Annotated in this window: 17 protein-coding genes; 14 read left to right on the forward strand and 3 right to left on the reverse strand. The window is 69.6% G+C overall.

Annotation, left to right across the window (positions count from 1 at the left end):
- Positions 1 to 58 precede the first annotated feature (58 nt).
- A complete protein-coding gene (locus ACZ6WN_RS13595; protein WP_465865170.1) occupies positions 59 to 382 on the forward strand; it encodes a hypothetical protein in 324 nt (107 codons plus the stop codon).
- On the opposite strand, the gene ACZ6WN_RS13600 is transcribed toward ACZ6WN_RS13595, so the two are convergent.
- On the reverse strand, positions 366 to 557 hold the full coding sequence (locus tag ACZ6WN_RS13600) for a type II toxin-antitoxin system VapB family antitoxin (RefSeq protein ID WP_465865171.1): 192 nt from the start codon (positions 555 to 557) through the stop codon (positions 366 to 368). The two genes, ACZ6WN_RS13595 and ACZ6WN_RS13600, sit on opposite strands and share 17 nt — an antisense overlap.
- A 126-nt stretch (positions 558 to 683) precedes the next feature.
- Between ACZ6WN_RS13600 and ACZ6WN_RS13605 the strand changes: the two genes are divergently transcribed.
- Positions 684 to 1,271: an NUDIX hydrolase gene (locus ACZ6WN_RS13605; RefSeq protein WP_465865172.1), complete on the forward strand. Its 588-nt coding sequence runs from the start codon at positions 684 to 686 to the stop codon at positions 1,269 to 1,271.
- 3 nt (positions 1,272 to 1,274) lie between these two features.
- Here ACZ6WN_RS13605 and ACZ6WN_RS13610 read toward each other — a convergent pair whose 3' ends face one another.
- Positions 1,275 to 2,309 carry a PDDEXK nuclease domain-containing protein gene (locus ACZ6WN_RS13610; RefSeq protein ID WP_465865173.1) on the reverse strand — a complete coding sequence of 345 codons (1,035 nt, stop codon included), beginning with the start codon at positions 2,307 to 2,309 and terminating at the stop codon, positions 1,275 to 1,277.
- A 133-nt stretch (positions 2,310 to 2,442) separates the two neighbouring features.
- Positions 2,443 to 2,703 carry a hypothetical protein gene (locus tag ACZ6WN_RS13615; RefSeq protein ID WP_465865174.1) on the reverse strand — a complete coding sequence of 87 codons (261 nt, stop codon included), beginning with the start codon at positions 2,701 to 2,703 and terminating at the stop codon, positions 2,443 to 2,445.
- Between the two features lie 109 nt (positions 2,704 to 2,812).
- Here ACZ6WN_RS13615 and ACZ6WN_RS13620 point away from each other — a divergent pair, with 109 nt between their 5' ends.
- The 12 genes from ACZ6WN_RS13620 (at position 2,813) to ACZ6WN_RS13675 (ending at position 17,267) form a co-directional block, all read left to right on the forward strand.
- The gene (locus ACZ6WN_RS13620; protein ID WP_465865175.1) at positions 2,813 to 3,799 is read left to right on the forward strand and encodes an AIM24 family protein; all 987 of its coding nucleotides are present in this window, start codon (positions 2,813 to 2,815) and stop codon (positions 3,797 to 3,799) included.
- Between the two features lie 156 nt (positions 3,800 to 3,955).
- Positions 3,956 to 5,092, forward strand: a complete 1,137-nt coding sequence (carA, locus tag ACZ6WN_RS13625; RefSeq protein ID WP_465865176.1) for a glutamine-hydrolyzing carbamoyl-phosphate synthase small subunit — start codon at positions 3,956 to 3,958, stop codon at positions 5,090 to 5,092.
- 3 nt (positions 5,093 to 5,095) lie between these two features.
- Positions 5,096 to 8,431 (forward strand): carbamoyl-phosphate synthase large subunit, encoded by a 3,336-nt coding sequence (carB, locus tag ACZ6WN_RS13630; RefSeq protein WP_465865177.1) that lies wholly within the window; start codon positions 5,096 to 5,098, stop codon positions 8,429 to 8,431.
- 79 nt (positions 8,432 to 8,510) lie between these two features.
- A complete protein-coding gene (locus ACZ6WN_RS13635) occupies positions 8,511 to 9,551 on the forward strand; it encodes a quinone-dependent dihydroorotate dehydrogenase (protein ID WP_465865178.1) in 1,041 nt (346 codons plus the stop codon).
- Positions 9,548 to 10,375 (forward strand): orotidine-5'-phosphate decarboxylase, encoded by an 828-nt coding sequence (gene pyrF, locus ACZ6WN_RS13640; protein ID WP_465865179.1) that lies wholly within the window; start codon positions 9,548 to 9,550, stop codon positions 10,373 to 10,375. The genes ACZ6WN_RS13635 and pyrF overlap by 4 nt, the downstream gene beginning before the upstream one ends.
- Positions 10,376 to 10,501: 126 nt before the next feature.
- A complete protein-coding gene (locus tag ACZ6WN_RS13645) occupies positions 10,502 to 10,951 on the forward strand; it encodes a hypothetical protein (RefSeq protein WP_465865180.1) in 450 nt (149 codons plus the stop codon).
- A 164-nt stretch (positions 10,952 to 11,115) separates the two neighbouring features.
- Positions 11,116 to 11,436, forward strand: a complete 321-nt coding sequence (gene mihF / locus ACZ6WN_RS13650) for an integration host factor, actinobacterial type (protein WP_168381123.1) — start codon at positions 11,116 to 11,118, stop codon at positions 11,434 to 11,436.
- A complete protein-coding gene (gene gmk, locus ACZ6WN_RS13655; RefSeq protein ID WP_465865182.1) occupies positions 11,433 to 12,068 on the forward strand; it encodes a guanylate kinase in 636 nt (211 codons plus the stop codon). The genes mihF and gmk overlap by 4 nt, the downstream gene beginning before the upstream one ends.
- Before the next feature lie 7 nt (positions 12,069 to 12,075).
- Positions 12,076 to 12,402 carry a DNA-directed RNA polymerase subunit omega gene (gene rpoZ, locus ACZ6WN_RS13660; protein ID WP_465865184.1) on the forward strand — a complete coding sequence of 109 codons (327 nt, stop codon included), beginning with the start codon at positions 12,076 to 12,078 and terminating at the stop codon, positions 12,400 to 12,402.
- A gap of 70 nt (positions 12,403 to 12,472) precedes the next feature.
- Entirely contained in the window at positions 12,473 to 13,684 is a 1,212-nt protein-coding gene (coaBC, locus tag ACZ6WN_RS13665) for a bifunctional phosphopantothenoylcysteine decarboxylase/phosphopantothenate--cysteine ligase CoaBC (RefSeq protein WP_465865185.1), read from the forward strand.
- Between the two features lie 126 nt (positions 13,685 to 13,810).
- Positions 13,811 to 15,010 (forward strand): methionine adenosyltransferase, encoded by a 1,200-nt coding sequence (gene metK, locus ACZ6WN_RS13670; RefSeq protein ID WP_465865187.1) that lies wholly within the window; start codon positions 13,811 to 13,813, stop codon positions 15,008 to 15,010.
- 187 nt (positions 15,011 to 15,197) lie between these two features.
- On the forward strand, positions 15,198 to 17,267 hold the full coding sequence (locus tag ACZ6WN_RS13675; protein ID WP_465865189.1) for a primosomal protein N': 2,070 nt from the start codon (positions 15,198 to 15,200) through the stop codon (positions 17,265 to 17,267).
- The last annotated feature ends 46 nt before the right edge of the window (positions 17,268 to 17,313 follow it).

Raw genomic sequence — 17,313 nt, forward strand, 5'->3', positions numbered from 1 at the left:
GGCCGCCTGGCGACACCTGATCAACCCGCTCGGCTGACCCGAGCCACGGCTGTGGCTCATGTTCGTCGGAGCCGACGGGATCCCGTTCCCGCAGCTGTGCCAGATCGAGCAGATGCCGGTGGAGATCGGCGATGACGGCGCTACCAACGTCGCCACCATGGTGCATGACCTGATCGACGACATGGGCTTCGACCGGGTCGCGTTCCTGCTGTGCCGGCCGGGCGGTGGCCCACCGAACCGATCGGACCGGAAGAACGCCGCCGAGCTCTACGGAGCGTGCGCCGTGGCCGGCGTGCCGATCGACGTCATCCACCTCGCGACCGACCAGGAGTTCTGGCCGGTCCCGCTGGATGCTCTCGGCGAGCTCAGAACTCCAGCGTGACCTTCGTGTCGCCGAGCTCGCGGGAGACGATGCGGTCGAACTCCGCCGAGGCAGCGTCACGTTCGACGAGGTCGCGCAGCGCGTGGTCGATCGCAGCCTGGTTGGTCGTCGTTCCGGCGACCTTCCTCGCCTCGGCCAACAGCTCTTCATCGATGCTGATCGACGTCTCGGTCATTGCGTACCCCCGCACGGAAACTTGGATGAAACATCGAAACGCTAGCGGTGCACAACCATGCAACGCAATGACCTGCGACAACCGTCACACCGTGTCGCACTCACCCGGCCTCTATGGTTCACGGCCATGAGCCCGGAGGATCGACTGCTGACCGACATCACGATCATGGTGGACTCGCTGGAGCCGATGGACGCCGTGGAGAGCGGCCACATCGCCGACGCGTCGGCCTGGTTGTGCGTCACCAACGACGTGTTCCGGCGCAGCACCGCGCCGACCGAGCCCGCCAAGCACCTGGTCTCCTACTTCCTGCTCGTCGACCCGGTGAGCGGCCACATCCTGCTGGGCGACCACCGCAAGTCGGGGCTCTGGCTGCCTTCGGGAGGTCATGTCGAGCCCGGGGAGAACCCCGCCGAGACTGTTCGCCGCGAGTGCGTCGAGGAGCTCGGTGTGGAGGCACGGTTCCACCCGGCCCTCGGCCCGAGGCCGCTCCTGGTCACGATCACGAACACCCGATCTGACCGCCCGGACCCCCACACCGACGTCAGCCTCTGGTTCGTCCTCGCCCACGACCATCGTGTGCCACTGGTGCCCGACGAGCGGGAGTACGCCGGCGTGCGCTGGTGGACGCCCTCCGAGATCCGTGCCGCCGACCCGAGCTCCTTCGACCCGCACATGGGTCGGATGCTCGACAAGCTGAAGACGCTCGGAGCCTGAGCCTCACGCGGGCCCGCTCAGCTCCTGCTGCAGCCGCTCGACGCTCGGCAGGCTGGCCTGCAGCTGATACTCGGCGACCCCGAGCGGCAGCGTCGAGCCGCGTAGCGAGTATTCGGCGACGACCTGATTGCGGCTCTGGCACAACAGGATCCCGATCGTCGGGGCATCGTCGGGATGCGCCATCTCTCCGTCGACGGCCGCCAGGTAGAAGTTGAGCTGCCCGACATGCTCGGGCTTGAACCTCCCTGCCTTGAGCTCGATGACGACGTAGCAGCGGAGCTTGAGGTGATAGAAGAGCAGGTCGATGAAGAAGTCCTCACCGCCGATCGCGAGCGGCACCTGTCGTCCGACGTACGCGAACCCGACACCGAGCTCGACGAGGAACGCTGTGACATGGTCCACGAGAGCCTTCTCGATCTCGCGCTCCATGGCTTCGCTTCCGACGCCGAGAAACTCGAAGTTGTAGGGGTCCTTGACGATCTCTCGAGCGAGATCGGAGGTCGCGGGCGGGAGCGTTCGCTCGAAGTTTGTCACCGCCTGGCCCGAGCGCTCCAGGGTGCGGGCTTCGATCCGGAGCACCAGGACGTTGCGTGACCAGCCGTGCTCAACTGCAGCGTGAGCGTATCCGAGACGCTCTTCGGCGGTGTCGAGCTTCTCGAGCAGGGCGATCTGGTGATACCAGGGCAATTGTGCAAGCGGTGCTTGCACAATTGCCGATGAGTGCCAGGCTGCGGCGAATGCCCGCATGTATCTGAGGTTCCGAGCTGAGAGCCCGGTCATGTCGGGAAACTCCGATCGCAGGTCATGCGCAACCTGGGCGATCACCTTCGCGCCCCAGCCCTGAGCGGACTGGCGGTCGACGATCTGGTTGCCGATGTGCCAGTAGAGCTGTACGAGCTCGGTGTTGACGGCGAGCGCGGCGCGCTGGCGTGCGGTGCGGATCTGCTTCTTGAGGTCACCGAGCCATTCGGTGTATCCCTCGGGCAGCACAGAGGCGTCGGACATGGGCGTTCTCCTTTGAGGTGTGCGAATCACCACCTGCGATTGCAGGCGGGAAGTTCGCCGCTCCTGGAGGCGCCTGTGGCGCTATTACTTACCCTCGCGACTGGCGGCCCCTTCTCGCAGACCTGGCTGGCCCGGTACTTCGGAGTGATCGCCTGAGTTGCGCCGATTAGATCATCTCTTCCTCGCCCGAGCCAGGAGGCGCGGCGACGAGCACGTCGACTGGCGCGGCTTCGCCCACGAGCGTCGTCAGCAGGGGCAGCTCGCGCTCGTAGAACCTGCCCGGGGCGTAGTCGGCGACCTCGTCGAGCCACGCCGTACGTTGTTCGATGATGGCGCCGAGCTCGGGGTCGTGACTCACCACCAGGGCGGCATGCCCCCCGCCGGATGGTGGGTAGTGGGCGTCAGCCGCTCCGAACCTCGTCACCACGGTCACAGAATAGGGCGAGCGTGTGGAACACCGGTGAGTCGCGCATCAGGCACATGCCAGGATGGAGGCGAGAAGGACCGACGTGGGTCCGTGAACGCAAGGGTTAGAGATGACGGACGCAGCGTGGTACCCGGACCCGACCGGACAGGCCGAGCTTCGCTACTACGACGGGAGCCAGTGGACCGAGCACGTGTCCACGGGCGGGCAGCAGTCGACGGCGCCCCTGACGCCGCCTCAGGCCACTGTGGAGCAGGAGGCGCCGACGCAGGTCGGGTCGGCGCAGGCGGTGCAGGCTGCGTACGGCGAGAGCGCGCAGGCGCAGCCGGCCCAGGCTGCGGCGGGTCAGTACGGGCAGCAGGCCGCGGCGGCCGACTACGGTCACCAGGCCGTCCAGGCCCAGCAGCCCACGGGTGACCCGTTCGCCGGGATCTCGGGCGACCTCATCGACGGCCGCTTCGCCGAGATCGAGGGCCAGGGCGCGGTGCTGCAGAACAAGCGCCTCCTGCGCGTACGCGTGGGGGAGCCGTTCCAGGCGCGCCAGGGCTCGATGGTGGCCTACCAGGGCAACGTGCAGTTCAAGTACCAGGGCGGCGGCGTGGGGAAGTTCCTCAAGAAGGCCGTCACCGGTGAGGGCCTCAGCCTGATGGGTGTCGAGGGTCAGGGCGATGTCTTCCTGGCCGACGCGGCCAAGGAGGTCCACATCCTCCAGCTGAACAACTCCGGCATCTCGATCAACGGCGACCACGTGCTCGCCTTCTCCAACAGCCTGCAGTGGAACATCGAGCGGGTCCAGGGCGCCGGGATGCTGACCGGCGGCCTCTTCAACACGACCCTGCGCGGCACCGGCTGGATCGCGGTCACCACCGAGGGCGACCCGGTGGTCCTCAACGCGGGCGACGCCCCGACCTTCGCCGACACCAACGCGGTCGTCGGCTGGTCGCTCGGCCTGCAGACCAGCCTGCAGAAGTCCTTCACCGCGGGCGCGCTCATCGGCCGCGGCAGCGGCGAGGCGTTCCAGGTCGCCTTCCACGGCGCGGGCTTCGTCATCGTCCAGCCGTCCGAGGGCGGGGTCGTCCCGCCCCACTCGCACAGCTGAGCCCGGTCTCAGCCGGCCGAATGCCGCGTACGTCACAGTGCTGGCGTACGCGGCGGACGCCAACTGCCGTCAACCGGCCTCTGCTTGATACTGTCACCAGCAAGTTGACCGACATCCTTTAAGCACCGTCCTGTGAGGCGGAGAAGGAGGTACGGCGTGCCGCTGCATGCCCACAAAGAAGCACTCCTCGTACTCGAGGATGGTCGATCGTTCCGGGGGGAGTCGTTCGGTGCCGAGGGTGAGACCTTCGGCGAGGCGGTCTTCTCCACCGGTATGACGGGCTACCAGGAGACGCTGACCGACCCGAGCTACCACCAGCAGGTGGTGGTGATGACGACACCGCACGTCGGCAACACCGGCGTGAACGACGAGGACCCCGAGTCGCGCCGCATCTGGGTTGCCGGATACGTCGTCCGCGACCCAGCCCGGGTCCCCTCCAACTGGCGCGCCCAGCGCACCCTCGACGACGAGCTCCGCGATCAGTCCGTCGTGGGCATCGCGGGCATCGACACCCGCGCCCTGACCCGCCACCTGCGCGAGCGCGGCGCCATGCGCGTCGGGATCTCCACTATCGAGACCGACCCCGAGGTCCTGCTCGAGAAGGTGCTCGCCTCCGCCGAGATGAGCGGTGCGAACCTCTCCGACGCGGTCAGCACCCAGGAGGCGTACGTCGTCCCGGCGCAGGGCGAGAAGCGGTTCACCGTCGCGGCCCTCGACCTCGGCATCAAGGAGATGACCCCGGAGCGGATGGCCGAGCGCGGCATCGAGGTGCACGTGCTCCCGGCGACCGCGACCCTCGAGGACGTCCTGGCCACGAACCCTGACGGGCTCTTCTACTCCAACGGCCCCGGCGACCCGGCGGCGACGACCGGCCAGGTCGAGCTCCTCAAGCAGGCGCTCGGCCAGAACATCCCCTACTTCGGCATCTGCTTCGGCAACCAGCTCTTCGGCCGCGCGCTCGGCTTCGGGACGTACAAGCTCAAGTACGGCCACCGCGGGATCAACCAGCCGGTCATGGACCTCACTACCCGCAAGGTGGAGGTGACCGCCCACAACCACGGCTTCGCCGTGGACGCCCCGATCGGGGAGGAGACGAAGACCGAGTTCGGCATCGCGACCGTCTCCCATGTCAACCTCAACGACGACTGCGTCGAGGGCCTCGAGCTCAAGGACGCCGAGACCGGGAAGCTCAAGGGCTTCTCCGTCCAGTACCACCCGGAGGCAGCGGCCGGCCCGCACGATGCCGCCTACCTCTTCGACCGGTTCATCTCTCTCATGGCGAAGGAGGTCTGAGCGATGCCCAAGCGCGAGGACATCAAGTCCGTGCTCGTGATCGGCTCCGGCCCGATCGTCATCGGCCAGGCCTGCGAGTTCGACTACTCCGGCACCCAGGCCTGTCGCGTGCTGCGCGAGGAGGGGATCCGGGTCGTCCTGGTCAACTCCAACCCGGCCACGATCATGACCGACCCGGAGTTCGCCGACGCCACCTACGTCGAGCCGATCACCCCGGAGTTCGTGGAGAAGGTCATCGCCAAGGAGCGCCCCGACGCGCTCCTGGCCACCCTCGGCGGCCAGACCGCGCTCAACTGCGCGGTGGCGCTGGACGAGCGCGGGATCCTGGAGAAGTACGACGTCGAGCTGATCGGCGCGAGCATCGACGCGATCCAGCGCGGTGAGAATCGCGAGCAGTTCAAGCAGATCGTCGCCGAGCTCGGCGGCGAGAGCGCCAAGTCCGTCATCTGCCACTCGATGGACGACCTGCTCGCCGGTGCCGAGGAGCTCGGTTACCCGGTCGTCATCCGGCCGAGCTTCACCATGGGTGGCTCGGGCTCAGGCTTCGCGTACAACGAGACCGAGCTGCGCCGCCTGGGCGGCGCCGGCCTCGCGGCCAGCCCCACCACCGAGGTGCTCCTGGAGGAGTCCATCCTCGGCTGGAAGGAGTACGAGCTCGAGGTCATGCGCGACCGCAAGGACAACTCGGTCATCGTCTGCTCGATCGAGAACCTCGACCCGATGGGCGTGCACACCGGCGACTCGATCACCGTCGCCCCGGCGTTGACGCTGACCGACCGCGAGTACCAGAAGCTGCGCGACCTGGCGATCGGCATCATCCGCGCCGTCGGCGTGGACACCGGCGGCTGCAACATCCAGTACGCCGTCAACCCGGCAGACGGCCGGATCATCGTCATCGAGATGAACCCCCGCGTCTCCCGCTCGAGCGCGCTGGCCTCGAAGGCGACCGGCTACCCGATCGCCAAGATCGCCGCGAAGGTCGCCATCGGCTACACCCTCGACGAGATCGAGAACGACATCACCGCTGGGCCGAACGGCTCGACCGCGGCGAGCTTCGAGCCGACCCTCGACTACGTCGTGGTCAAGGTCCCGCGCTTCGCCTTCGAGAAGTTCCCGGGCGCCGACACGACCCTGACCACCCACATGAAGAGCGTGGGCGAGGCGATGGCGATCGGCCGCAACTTCACCGAGGCGCTCCAGAAGGCGCTGCGCTCCCTGGAGAAGCCCGAGGCGGTCTTCGACTGGACCCAGGAGGTCGTCGAGCTCGACAAGCCGGCGCTGCTGGAGGAGATCAAGGTCCCCACCGACGGCCGGCTCAAGCGGGTCATGGACGCGATCCGCTCCGGTGCGACCCCGGAGGAGATCTTCGAGAGCACCAAGATCGACCCCTGGTTCGTCGACCAGCTCTTCCTGATCAACGAGATCGCCCAGGAGATCATCGCGGCCCCCGAGCTGACCGCCGACGTGCTCCGCTACGCCAAGCGCCACGGCTTCTCCGACTACCAGCTCGGCAAGATGCGCGGCATGACCGCGGACGTGGTCCGAGGCGTACGCCACGCGCTCAACATCCGCCCGGTCTACAAGACGGTCGACACCTGTGCGGCCGAGTTCGAGGCGCGTACGCCCTACCACTACTCCTCCTACGACGAGGAGAGCGAGGTCGCGCCCCGGGAGAAGGAGGCCGTCATCATCCTCGGTTCCGGTCCCAACCGGATCGGGCAGGGGATCGAGTTCGACTACTCCTGCGTGCACGCCTCCCTCGCGCTGAGCGAGGCCGGCTACGAGACCGTGATGGTCAACTGCAACCCGGAGACGGTCTCGACCGACTACGACACCTCCGACCGGCTCTACTTCGAGCCGCTCACCCTGGAGGACGTGCTCGAGATCGTCCACGCCGAGCAGCAGGCCGGCCCCGTGGTCGGAGTCATCTGCCAGCTCGGCGGCCAGACCCCGCTCGGCCTGGCCCAGGCGCTCAAGGACAACGGGGTGCCGATCGTGGGCACCAGCCCCGAGGCCATCCACCTCGCCGAGGAGCGCGGTGCCTTCGGCCGAGTGCTCCACAAGGCCGGCCTGGTCGCGCCGAAGCACGGCATGGCCACCACGTTCAACGAGGCCCGCGAGATCGCCGCCGAGATCGGCTACCCGGTCCTGGTGCGCCCGAGCTACGTCCTCGGCGGTCGCGGCATGCAGATCGTCTACGACGACGAGGCGCTGCGCTCCTACATCGAGGCCGCGACCGAGGTCACCCCCGACAAGCCGGTGATGGTCGACAAGTTCGTCGACGACGCGGTCGAGATCGACGTCGACGCCCTCTACGACGGCACCGACCTGTTCCTCGGCGGCGTCATGGAGCACATCGAGGAGGCCGGGATCCACTCGGGCGACTCCTCCTGCGCGCTGCCGCCGATCACCCTCGGTGCCGCCGAGGTCGAGCGGATCCGCACCGCCACCCTCGCGATCGCCGAAGGCGTCGGCGTCCGTGGCCTGCTCAACATCCAGTACGCCCTCGGCTCCGACGTGCTCTACGTCATCGAGGCCAACCCGCGCGCCTCCCGCACCGTCCCGTTCGTGTCCAAGGCGACCGCGACCCCGCTGGCCAAGGCCGCGGCGCGGGTGATGCTCGGCGAGTCGATCGCGGAGCTCCGCGCGGCCGGCGTGCTGCCGGCGACCGGGGACGGGGGCGCGCTGCCTCCCAACCAGCCGATCGCGGTCAAGGAAGCGGTCATGCCGTTCAACCGGTTCCGCACCCCGGAGGGTCAGCAGGTCGACACCGTGCTCGGTCCGGAGATGAAGTCGACCGGCGAGGTGATGGGGCTCGACTCCGACTTCGGCCGCGCCTTCGCCAAGAGCCAGGCCGGCGCGTTCGGCCCGCTGCCCACGTCCGGGCGGATCTTCGTGAGCATGGCCAACCGCGACAAGCGCACCATGATCTTCCCGATCAAGGTGCTCGCCGACCACGGCTTCGAGATCTTCGCGACCGAGGGCACCGCCGAGGTGCTGCGCCGCAACGGCGTGCCCTCGCGGCTGATGCGCAAGCACTCCGAGGGCACCGGTCCCGACGGCGAGAAGACGACCGTGCAGCGGATCCTCGACGGCGAGGTCGACCTGGTCATCAACACGCCCAACGGCACGTCCAACGCCAAGTCCGCCCGGATGGACGGCTACGAGATCCGCACCGCCGCGGTGATGGCCAACATCGCCTGCATCACCACGGTCCAGGGTCTCGGCGCCGCCGTGCAGGGCATCGAGGCGCTGCGACGCGGTGAGATCGACGTACGCAGCCTGCAGGAGTGGCGCGACGTCGTCGGTCACCACGACGGCGGGGTGTCGGCCCGGTGAGCGAGCGCAAGCGAGCGAACAATCAGAACAAGATGCCGCCGCATCCGTATCGTTGCTCCTCCTCTACGGAGGTGGCGGCATGAGGCCTTACCGGACACTGTTCGACAAGGTCCTGACGAAGACGGATCCGGAGCGTGCCCACCAGCAGGCGTTCGCCGCGATCCGGGCCGCCGGGCCGGCACTGTCCAGGACACGTACGCCGGGCGCTCCCGTGCACGCGATGGGGCTCACCTTCCCGAACGTGATCGGCCTGGCCGCGGGCTTCGACAAGAACGCGGTCGGGATCGACGCGCTGGGCGGGCTCGGCTTCGGGCACGTCGAGATCGGCACGGTCACCGGGGAGGGACAGCCGGGCAACCCCGCGCCGCGCCTGTTCCGGCTGCCCGCCGACCGGGCCGTGATCAACCGGATGGGCTTCAACAACGAGGGAGCCGAGGCGGTCGCCGCCCGGCTCGCGAGCCGTCTGGAGCGTCGTGGCACGGCGACCGGCGGGCCGATCCTCGGCATCAACATCGGCAAGACGAAGCTCGTCCCGGAGGACGACCAGGCGGCCGTCGAGGCCGACTACGCCAAGTCGGCGCGGCTGCTGGCTCCCTACGCCGACTACCTGGTGGTCAACGTCTCCTCGCCCAACACGCCCGGTCTGCGCAGCCTGCAGTCGGTGGAGAAGCTGCAGCCGCTGCTGGAGCATGTTCGCTCCATCGCCGACCAGGTCACCAAGCACCGGGTCCCGCTGCTGGTCAAGATCGCCCCCGACCTGGCCGACTCCGACGTCGTCGAGGTCGCCGACCTGGCCGGCGCGATCGGCCTGGACGGGATCATCGCGACCAACACCACCATCGGCCGCGAGCACCTCGCCTCGGCGCCCGCCGAGATCACCGCGGCCGGTGCCGGCGGACTCTCCGGCGCCCCGCTGAAGGCGCGCGCACTCGACGTTATTCGGCTGCTCCGCAGCCGGGTCAGCCCCGAGATGACGCTCGTCGGAGTGGGTGGCATCGAGACTGTCGAGGACGCCCGCGAGCGCCTCGCCGCCGGTGCCGATCTGCTCCAGGGCTACACCGGGTTCATCTACGAAGGTCCCGGCTACGCCCGCCGGATCGCGAACGGAGTGGCTCGATGACCTTCGGCGCCCGCTACACCGCCGCTCTCGCCGAGCGGGGTCGGCTCTGTGCCGGGATCGACCCGCACGCCTCGCTGCTCCTCGACTGGGGCCTGAACGACGACGTCGCCGGCCTGGAGAGGTTCGCCCTGACCGCGGTCGAGGGCCTGGCCCCCCACGTTCCGGTCGTCAAGCCGCAGAGCGCCTTCTACGAGCGTTTCGGCTCCCGTGGCATCGCGGTGCTGGAGCGGGTCATCGCGGAGTCGAAGGCCGCCGGTGCGCTGGTGCTCCTCGACATCAAGCGTGGCGACATCGGCTCCACCAGCCAGGCGTACGCCGACGCCTACCTCGATCCCGCCAGCCCGCTCGGCAGCGACGCGGTGACCGTGAGCCCCTACCTGGGCTTCGGCTCGCTGACGCCGTTCGTCGAGACGGCCACGAAGTTCGACGCCGGCCTGTTCGTGCTCGCCTTGACCTCCAACAAGGAGGGCCCCGAGGTGCAGCACGCGACCGTCGAGGACGGCCGCAGCGTCGGCCGGGTCATGCTCGACCACCTGCGCCGGCTGAACGACGCCGAGAGCCCGCTGGGCTCCTTCGGGGCGGTCGTCGGGGCGACGATCGACGGCTCGGACGGTGCTGGGGTGGCGTACGACTTCGGGTTCAACGGTCCCATCCTGGCGCCGGGCTTCGGCGAGCAGGGCGGCACCCCGGGCGACCTCGCCCGGATCTTCGGCCCCGCCAACGCCAACGTGGTCGCGAGCACCAGCCGTGGCTTGCTGCGCAAGGGCCCAGACGCGGCCGCGCTGCGCGACGAGGCGCTGCGGCTGCGCGACGAGCTCGACTGACCGCCGCCGGCTCGTCAAGGTACGCAGACGAACCGTCGCTTCCCGTGCGGAGTTCCGCTTGGGAAGCGACGGTTCCGCTGCATACCTAGACCAACCGCCCGCCCCCGTGCCTGACACACTGGCCCGATGACCAGTCTCCGGATGGCCGCCCGCCTCCTCGTCCTGCCGATCCTCGCCACCACGCTGAGCTCCTGCGGTGACCCGATCGACGACTACTGCGCGTCGCTGAAGGGCCACCAGGAGGAGCTCACGAACACCCTGGGGGAGGGCGGCACCGACGGGCTGGTCGCCGCCCTGCCGGTCTTCGAGGACCTCGAGCGCAACGCGCCCGACGACATCGCCAAGGACTGGAAGACGCTCACAGGGGCGATCTCGGGGCTCAGCGCGGCGCTGGAGGAGGCCGGCGTCTCAGCCGACGACTTCGAGAACGGTGAGCCGCCCGAGGGCCTCAGCGACGCCGAGGCGAAGAAGATCGCCGACGCGGCCACGAAGGTGAGTAGCACGAAGACGCAGGAGGCGTCCGTCCGTGTGCAGCAGCAGGCCCGGGACGTGTGTCACACATCTTTGACCCTGTGAACCGATTGGACACCAGTTAGGCGACCCCGATTGCCGCCCCGGCAACGTAATGGCTAGATTGGCGCGAGCGCTTACTTTCAGCGCTCAGCCGGGGGGCACGATCCCTGTACCGCGCGACCCGGTTGCCCTGTCGACTACACATTTGATCGTGAAAGGGAGTCTTCGTGGCTCTGCCTCCGGACATCACCCCTGAACAGCGCGCTGCCGCGCTCGTCAAAGCCGCGGCCTCGCGCCAGGAGAGGGCTGCTGTCAAGAACAAGGTCCGCACTGGCGGCATGTCCGTCCTCGAGGTCATCGAGGAAGGGAAGAAGAACGAGGTCGTCGGCAAGATGAAGGTCATCGACCTGCTGACCTCCCACCCCGGCCTCGGTGAGGTGCGGGCAACCCAGATGATGGAGCGTCTCGGCATCGCGATGAGCCGCCGTGTGCAGGGCCTCGGCCCCAAGCAGGTGGCCGCGCTGGTCGAGGAGTTCGCTCGCCGATGAGTCTGATGACGGACGAGAAGACCCCGGCCGGCGCCGGCGAGGGCCACGAGAAGCGACTGGTCGTCCTGGCCGGTCCGACCGCGGTCGGCAAGGGCACCGTCGCAGCGGCGGTGCGCGACGACCACCCCGAGGTCTTCTTGTCCGTCTCGGCGACGACCCGCAAGCCCCGCGTTGGCGAGGTCCACGGGGTGCACTACCTGTTCGTCTCCGACGAGGAGTTCGACGCGATGATCGCCGGTGGCGAGCTGCTGGAGTGGGCGACCGTCCACAACATGGCGCGCTACGGCACCCCTCGGGGTCCCGTCGACAAGGCGCTGGCCGAGGGGCGTCCGGCGATGCTCGAGATCGACCTGCAGGGCGCCCGGCTCGTGCGCGAGACCATGCCCGAGGCGATCTTCGTCTTCCTCGCCCCGCCGAGCTGGGAGGAGCTCGTACGCCGGCTGGTCGGTCGAGGCACCGAGACCGAGGCCGAGCGGGAGCGCCGCCTGGAGACCGCGCGGGTCGAGCTGGCGGCGGAGAAGGAGTTCGACGTCACGATCGTGAACCACGAAGTTCATCAGGCAGCCGATGAGTTGGTAACCTTGATGACGCTCGGGCTTCCGAGCAAGAAATCCGACCAAGCCGACAAGTGAGGCTCACGTGGCTGCCCCTCAGATCGACGCCCAGGGCGTGACCAACCCCTCGATCGACGACCTGCTGACGAAGACCGACAGCAAGTACAAGCTGGTTCTCTACAGCGCCCAGCGGGCTCGCCAGATCAACGCCTACTACTCCCAGCTCGGTGAAGGCCTTCTCGAGTACGTCGGCCCCCTGGTCGACACCCACGTTCAGGAGAAGCCCCTCTCGATCGCGCTGCGCGAGATCAACGAGGACCTGCTGACCTGCGAGGACATCGACCCGGCCGAGCTGGCCGCCCAGGCTGCGGCTCAGGCTGCCGCCGCCGAGGCGCCTGCCGCCGACGTCTGATCGTCCAGGTCTTCCGCTGTCCACCAACAGCACCACTTCGGCCGCTCCCCTCGAGGGGGAGCGGCCGCGCGTGGTCTTAGGGGTCGCCGGCGGCATCGCCGCCTACAAGGCGGCCGAGCTGCTACGCCGGTTCACCGAGTCCGGCCATGACGTGACCGTGGTCCCCACGGCCGCCGCCCTCGAGTTCGTCGGTGCCCCCACCTGGGCGGCGCTGTCGGGCAAGGAGATCGCCACCGGCGTCTTCGAGAACATCACCGAGGTCCCGCACGTACGCATCGGGCAGCAGGCCGACCTCGTCGTGGTCGCGCCCGCGACCGCCAACACGCTCGCCCGCGCGGCCCACGGGCTCGCGGACGATCTGCTCAGCAACGTACTGCTCACCGCCCGCTGCCCGGTCGTGTTCGCCCCGGCGATGCACACCGAGATGTGGGAGCACCCGGCGACGCAGGCCAACGTCGCGACCCTGCGCGAGCGCGGCAACATCGTCATCGAGCCCGCCGAGGGCCGGCTCACCGGCAAGGACACCGGCAAGGGCCGGCTGCCCGAGCCGGCCGAGATCTTCGAGCTCTCCCGTGCCGTGCTCACCCATGGCGGGCGTGCCGACCTCGTGGGTCGTCACGTCGTCGTCTCGGCCGGAGGCACCCGGGAGTATCTGGACCCGGTCCGCTACCTCGGCAACCGCTCCTCCGGACTCCAGGGCTACGCCATCGCCCGGGCCGCGGCCGCCCGCGGTGCCGAGGTCACCCTGGTCGCCGCCAACGTGACCCTGCCCGATCCGGCCGGTCTGAAGGTCGTCCGTGTCGGCACGACCGCCGAGCTGCGTGACGCGGTGGTCTCCGCGGCCGGCGGCGCCGACGCGGTCGTCATGGCTGCCGCCCCCGCCGACTTCCGGCCGACCGGGGTGAGCGAGGCCAAGATCAAGAAGGCCGCCGACGGCTCGGCGCCGACGCTGGAGCTGATGCAGAACCCCGACATCCTGGCCGAGATCTCCCACCACCGGACCAAGCCGGGTCAGGTGATCGTGGGATTCGCGGCCGAGACGGGCGACGCGACCGGCTCGGTGCTCGAGCTCGCCACGGCCAAACTGAAGCGGAAGGGTTGCGACCTGCTCGTCGTCAACGACGTCAGCGGGGGTGCGGTCTTCGGCAGCGAGGTCAACAAGGCCGTCATCCTGGGCGCCGACGGCGGCCACGTCGACGTGGCCGAAGGGGCGAAATCCGCTCTGGCAGAGGTGATCTGGGACCAGATCTCCTTACGCTGGGATGAACAACGTACGAACTGACGACACGCCACGCGCCACGATGAGGACCACGCCTGCGGTCCTGGGGTTCGGGGTCTATGTTTGTCGACCAGAACGATTGACGTTTATCCACCTGAACACCCAAGAACCTGTGAAACGGAGCTACACGTGACCGGACGTCTCTTCACGTCGGAGTCGGTGACCGAGGGGCACCCGGACAAGATCGCCGACCAGATCAGCGACACCGTGCTCGACTACCTGCTCGAGCACGACCCCAAGAGCCGGGTTGCCGTCGAGACCCTGCTCACCACCGGTCTGGTCGTCGTGGCCGGCGAGGTGACCACCGACGCCTACGCGCCGGTCGCCCAGCTCGTGCGCCAGAAGATCCTCGACATCGGCTACGACTCCTCCCTCAAGGGCTTCGACGGTCACTCCTGCGGTGTCCAGGTCGCCATCGGCGCCCAGAGCCAGGACATCGCCCAGGGCGTCGACACCGCCGAGGAGCACCGGCTGGAGAGCTCGGTCGACGAGCTCGACCTGCAGGGTGCCGGCGACCAGGGCCTGATGTTCGGCTACGCCTGCGACGACACGCCCGAGCTGTTCCCGCTGCCGATCAAGATGGCGCAGACGCTGGCCGAGCGGCTGACCGCGGTCCGCAAGGACGGCACGCTGGACTACCTGCGTCCCGACGGCAAGACCCAGGTCACCATCGAGTACGACGACGAGAACAAGGCCGTCCGCGTGGACACCGTCGTCCTCTCGACCCAGCACTCCGAGGAGACCAGCCAGGAGCAGCTGCACGCCGACATCAAGAAGTACGTCATCGAGCCGGTGCTCGAGCAGTTCAAGTCGTCGGTTCCCTTCGACGGCTACAAGCTCCACATCAACCCGACCGGCCGCTTCGTCGTCGGTGGCCCGATGGGCGACGCAGGTCTGACCGGCCGCAAGATCATCGTCGACACCTACGGCGGCATGGCCCGCCACGGCGGCGGCGCCTTCTCGGGCAAGGACCCCTCGAAGGTCGACCGGTCGGCTGCGTACGCCATGCGCTGGGTGGCCAAGAACATCGTCGCCGCGGGCCTGGCCCGTCGCGCCGAGGTCCAGGTCGCCTACGCCATCGGCAAGGCCCAGCCCGTGGGTGTCTTCGTGGAGACCTTCGGCACCCACACGGTGCCCGAGGCCAACATCCAGAAGGCCGTCCTGGAGGTCTTCGACCTCCGCCCGGCCGCGATCCTTCGCGACCTCGACCTGCTCCGCCCGATCTACGCCAAGACCGCTGCGTACGGTCACTTCGGCCGCGAGCTCCCCGAGTTCACCTGGGAGCGCACCGACCGCGCCGACGCCCTCAAGGCGGCCGCCGGCGCCTGAGGGACCGCACCTTCCATTTGCCGAGTCGGCGCGTTAAAACGCGCCGACTCGGCGTGGTTTGTGGTCAGGACGAGCCGGCGTCCATGTCGATCTCGACCCGCTTCGCTCGCTCGATCTCCTCGCGTTCGCCCGGCGCAAGCGCCGGGCGAGGCTCGGATGTGGGCGCGGGCTGGTAGGAATATCGGTTGTGAGCCGGGGACCGCAGGAGGCAGCCGGGGCAGCCGAGCTGGAGCTGCCCGGGCTGGTTCGTGACCGGGTCAAGGAAGGCCGGGCGAAGGCCGCGGCCACGCGGGCGCGGAAGGCCGCGGAGGCCTCGATCGCCGAGGTCGACCCTGTCGCCAAGGTCCTGGTCGACCTGCCGATGGCCCACCTGGACCGGCCCTTCGACTATGCGGTCCCGGCCGCGATGGCCGAGGAGGCACAGCCCGGGGTCCGGGTGAAGGTGCGGTTCGGCCCCAAGGATGTCGACGGCTTCGTCGTGGCGCGGGCGGAGGCCTCCGAGCACGCGAACCTGCAGCCGCTCAAGCGGGTCGTCAGCCCCGAGGCGGTGCTGACCCCGCAGGTGGCCGCGCTGAGCGAGTCGGTCGCCCGGCGCTACGCGGGAGCCCGCGCCGATGTGCTGCGGCTGGCGATCCCGCCCCGGCACGCATCCACCGAGAAGGAGCCCTCGGCACCCGCCCCGGTCCGGCGGCCGTTCGACGCCGCTGCCGCGACGGCGGCCTGGGCCGGTCATGAGCCGGCGGCCGCGTTCCTACGACACCTCGCCTCCGGCGGCGGGCCGCGCGCGGTCTGGCACGCCGCGGCCGGCACCGACCACGCCGACCTGATCGCTCACGCCACCGCGGCGACGCTGGCCTCCGGACGGGGCGCGCTGGTCGTGGTGCCCGACTGGAAGGACCTCGCCCGCCTCGACACCGCGATGACGAAGGTGCTGGGGGAGGGACAGCATGCCGTGCTGGCCGCCGACGCCGGGCCGGCCTCGCGCTACCGGGAGTTCCTGCGGGTGGCTCGGGGCGCGGTGAAGGTGGCGATCGGCACCCGGGCCGCGGCCTTCGCGCCGGTGCACGACCTGGGGCTCGTGGTGGTCTGGGACGACGGCGACGACCTGCTCGCCGAGCAGCGCTCGCCCTATCCCCATGCCCGTGACGTACTGCTGCTGCGGGCCGAGCAGGAGCAGGCGGCCGCGCTCGTGGGTGGCTTCGCGCGGACGGTGGAGGCCGGGTTCCTCGCCGAGACCGGCTGGGCGCAGGAGATCCGCCCGACCCGGGCCCTGGCCCGTGAGCGGGTGAGCATCGAGATCACCGGTGACACCGACTTCGACCTCGAGAAGGACCCGCTCACCCGCGCCTCCCGGGTGCCGCGCGAGGCCCACGAGATCATCCGGGCCGCGCTCGCCACCGGCCCTGTCCTGCTGCAGACGCCACGCCGCGGATATGCCGCCTCGCTGGCCTGCGACCGATGCCGTACGCCGGCCAGGTGCTCGGCCTGCCAGGGGCCGCTGCAGCTCGGCGGACCGGCCGCGCCACCGACCTGCGGCTGGTGCGGTGACGTCGAGGCGGCGTGGTCGTGCGGATCCTGCGGCGGGTTCGGGCTGAGGGCGCCGATCATCGGGGAGGCGCGCACGGCCGAGGAGATGGGCCGCTCCTTCGCCGGGGTGCGGGTGGTGACCTCCTCGGCGGGTGCGGTCAGGCAGACGGTGCCGGGCACGCCGGCGATCGTGGTCGCGACCATCGGTGCGGAGCCGGTCGCCGACGGCGGCTATGCCGCGGTGCTGCTCCTCGACACCTGGCTGCTGCTGGGGCGGCCGGATCTGCGTACGGACGAGGAGGCGCTGCGCCGCTGGAGCAACGCCGCCGGACTGGTGCGGCCCGGTGGGCGGGTGCTGGTCGTCGGCGACCCGGCGTTGCCGGTGCTGCAGGCGCTGGTGCGCTGGGATCAGCCCGGGTTCGCCCAGCGCGAGGCGGCCGCGCGGCAGGAGGCTCACCTCCCACCGGCCTCGCGGCTGGCGACCATCACCGGCACCCCCGGAGCCCTCGACGACGCGCTGACGCTGCTGGCGCTGCCGCCGGGAGCCGAAGTGCTCGGTCCGGTCCCGGCCGATCCCACCTCGACCGGGGAGCCGCGGCTGCGCGCGGTCGTGCGCGTGCCGAGATCCCTCGGCACCAAGCTCACCGAGGCGCTCGGCGAGCTGCAGCGGGTGCGGTCGGCGCGCAAGCTCGACCCGGTGCGGGTCCAGGTGGATCCGCCGACGCTCTGACCCGGGCTCAGCCCACGTATTGTGGTCCCGACAAGCTCGACCACCT

The organism is Nocardioides sp. NPDC054178 (genome assembly GCF_055585005.1).

What these genes read in the sequence shown, in the direction of transcription:
- ACZ6WN_RS13595 (WP_465865170.1), top strand. Translation starts at nt 59, where the DNA reads ATGTTCGTCGGAGCCGACGGGATCCCGTTCCCGCAGCTGTGCCAGATC.
- ACZ6WN_RS13600 (WP_465865171.1), bottom strand. Translation starts at nt 557, where the DNA reads ATGACCGAGACGTCGATCAGCATCGATGAAGAGCTGTTGGCCGAGGCG.
- ACZ6WN_RS13605 (WP_465865172.1), top strand. Translation starts at nt 684, where the DNA reads ATGAGCCCGGAGGATCGACTGCTGACCGACATCACGATCATGGTGGAC.
- ACZ6WN_RS13620 (WP_465865175.1), top strand. Translation starts at nt 2,813, where the DNA reads ATGACGGACGCAGCGTGGTACCCGGACCCGACCGGACAGGCCGAGCTT.
- carB (WP_465865177.1), top strand. Translation starts at nt 5,096, where the DNA reads ATGCCCAAGCGCGAGGACATCAAGTCCGTGCTCGTGATCGGCTCCGGC.
- ACZ6WN_RS13635 (WP_465865178.1), top strand. Translation starts at nt 8,511, where the DNA reads ATGAGGCCTTACCGGACACTGTTCGACAAGGTCCTGACGAAGACGGAT.
- pyrF (WP_465865179.1), top strand. Translation starts at nt 9,548, where the DNA reads ATGACCTTCGGCGCCCGCTACACCGCCGCTCTCGCCGAGCGGGGTCGG.
- ACZ6WN_RS13645 (WP_465865180.1), top strand. Translation starts at nt 10,502, where the DNA reads ATGACCAGTCTCCGGATGGCCGCCCGCCTCCTCGTCCTGCCGATCCTC.
- gmk (WP_465865182.1), top strand. Translation starts at nt 11,433, where the DNA reads ATGAGTCTGATGACGGACGAGAAGACCCCGGCCGGCGCCGGCGAGGGC.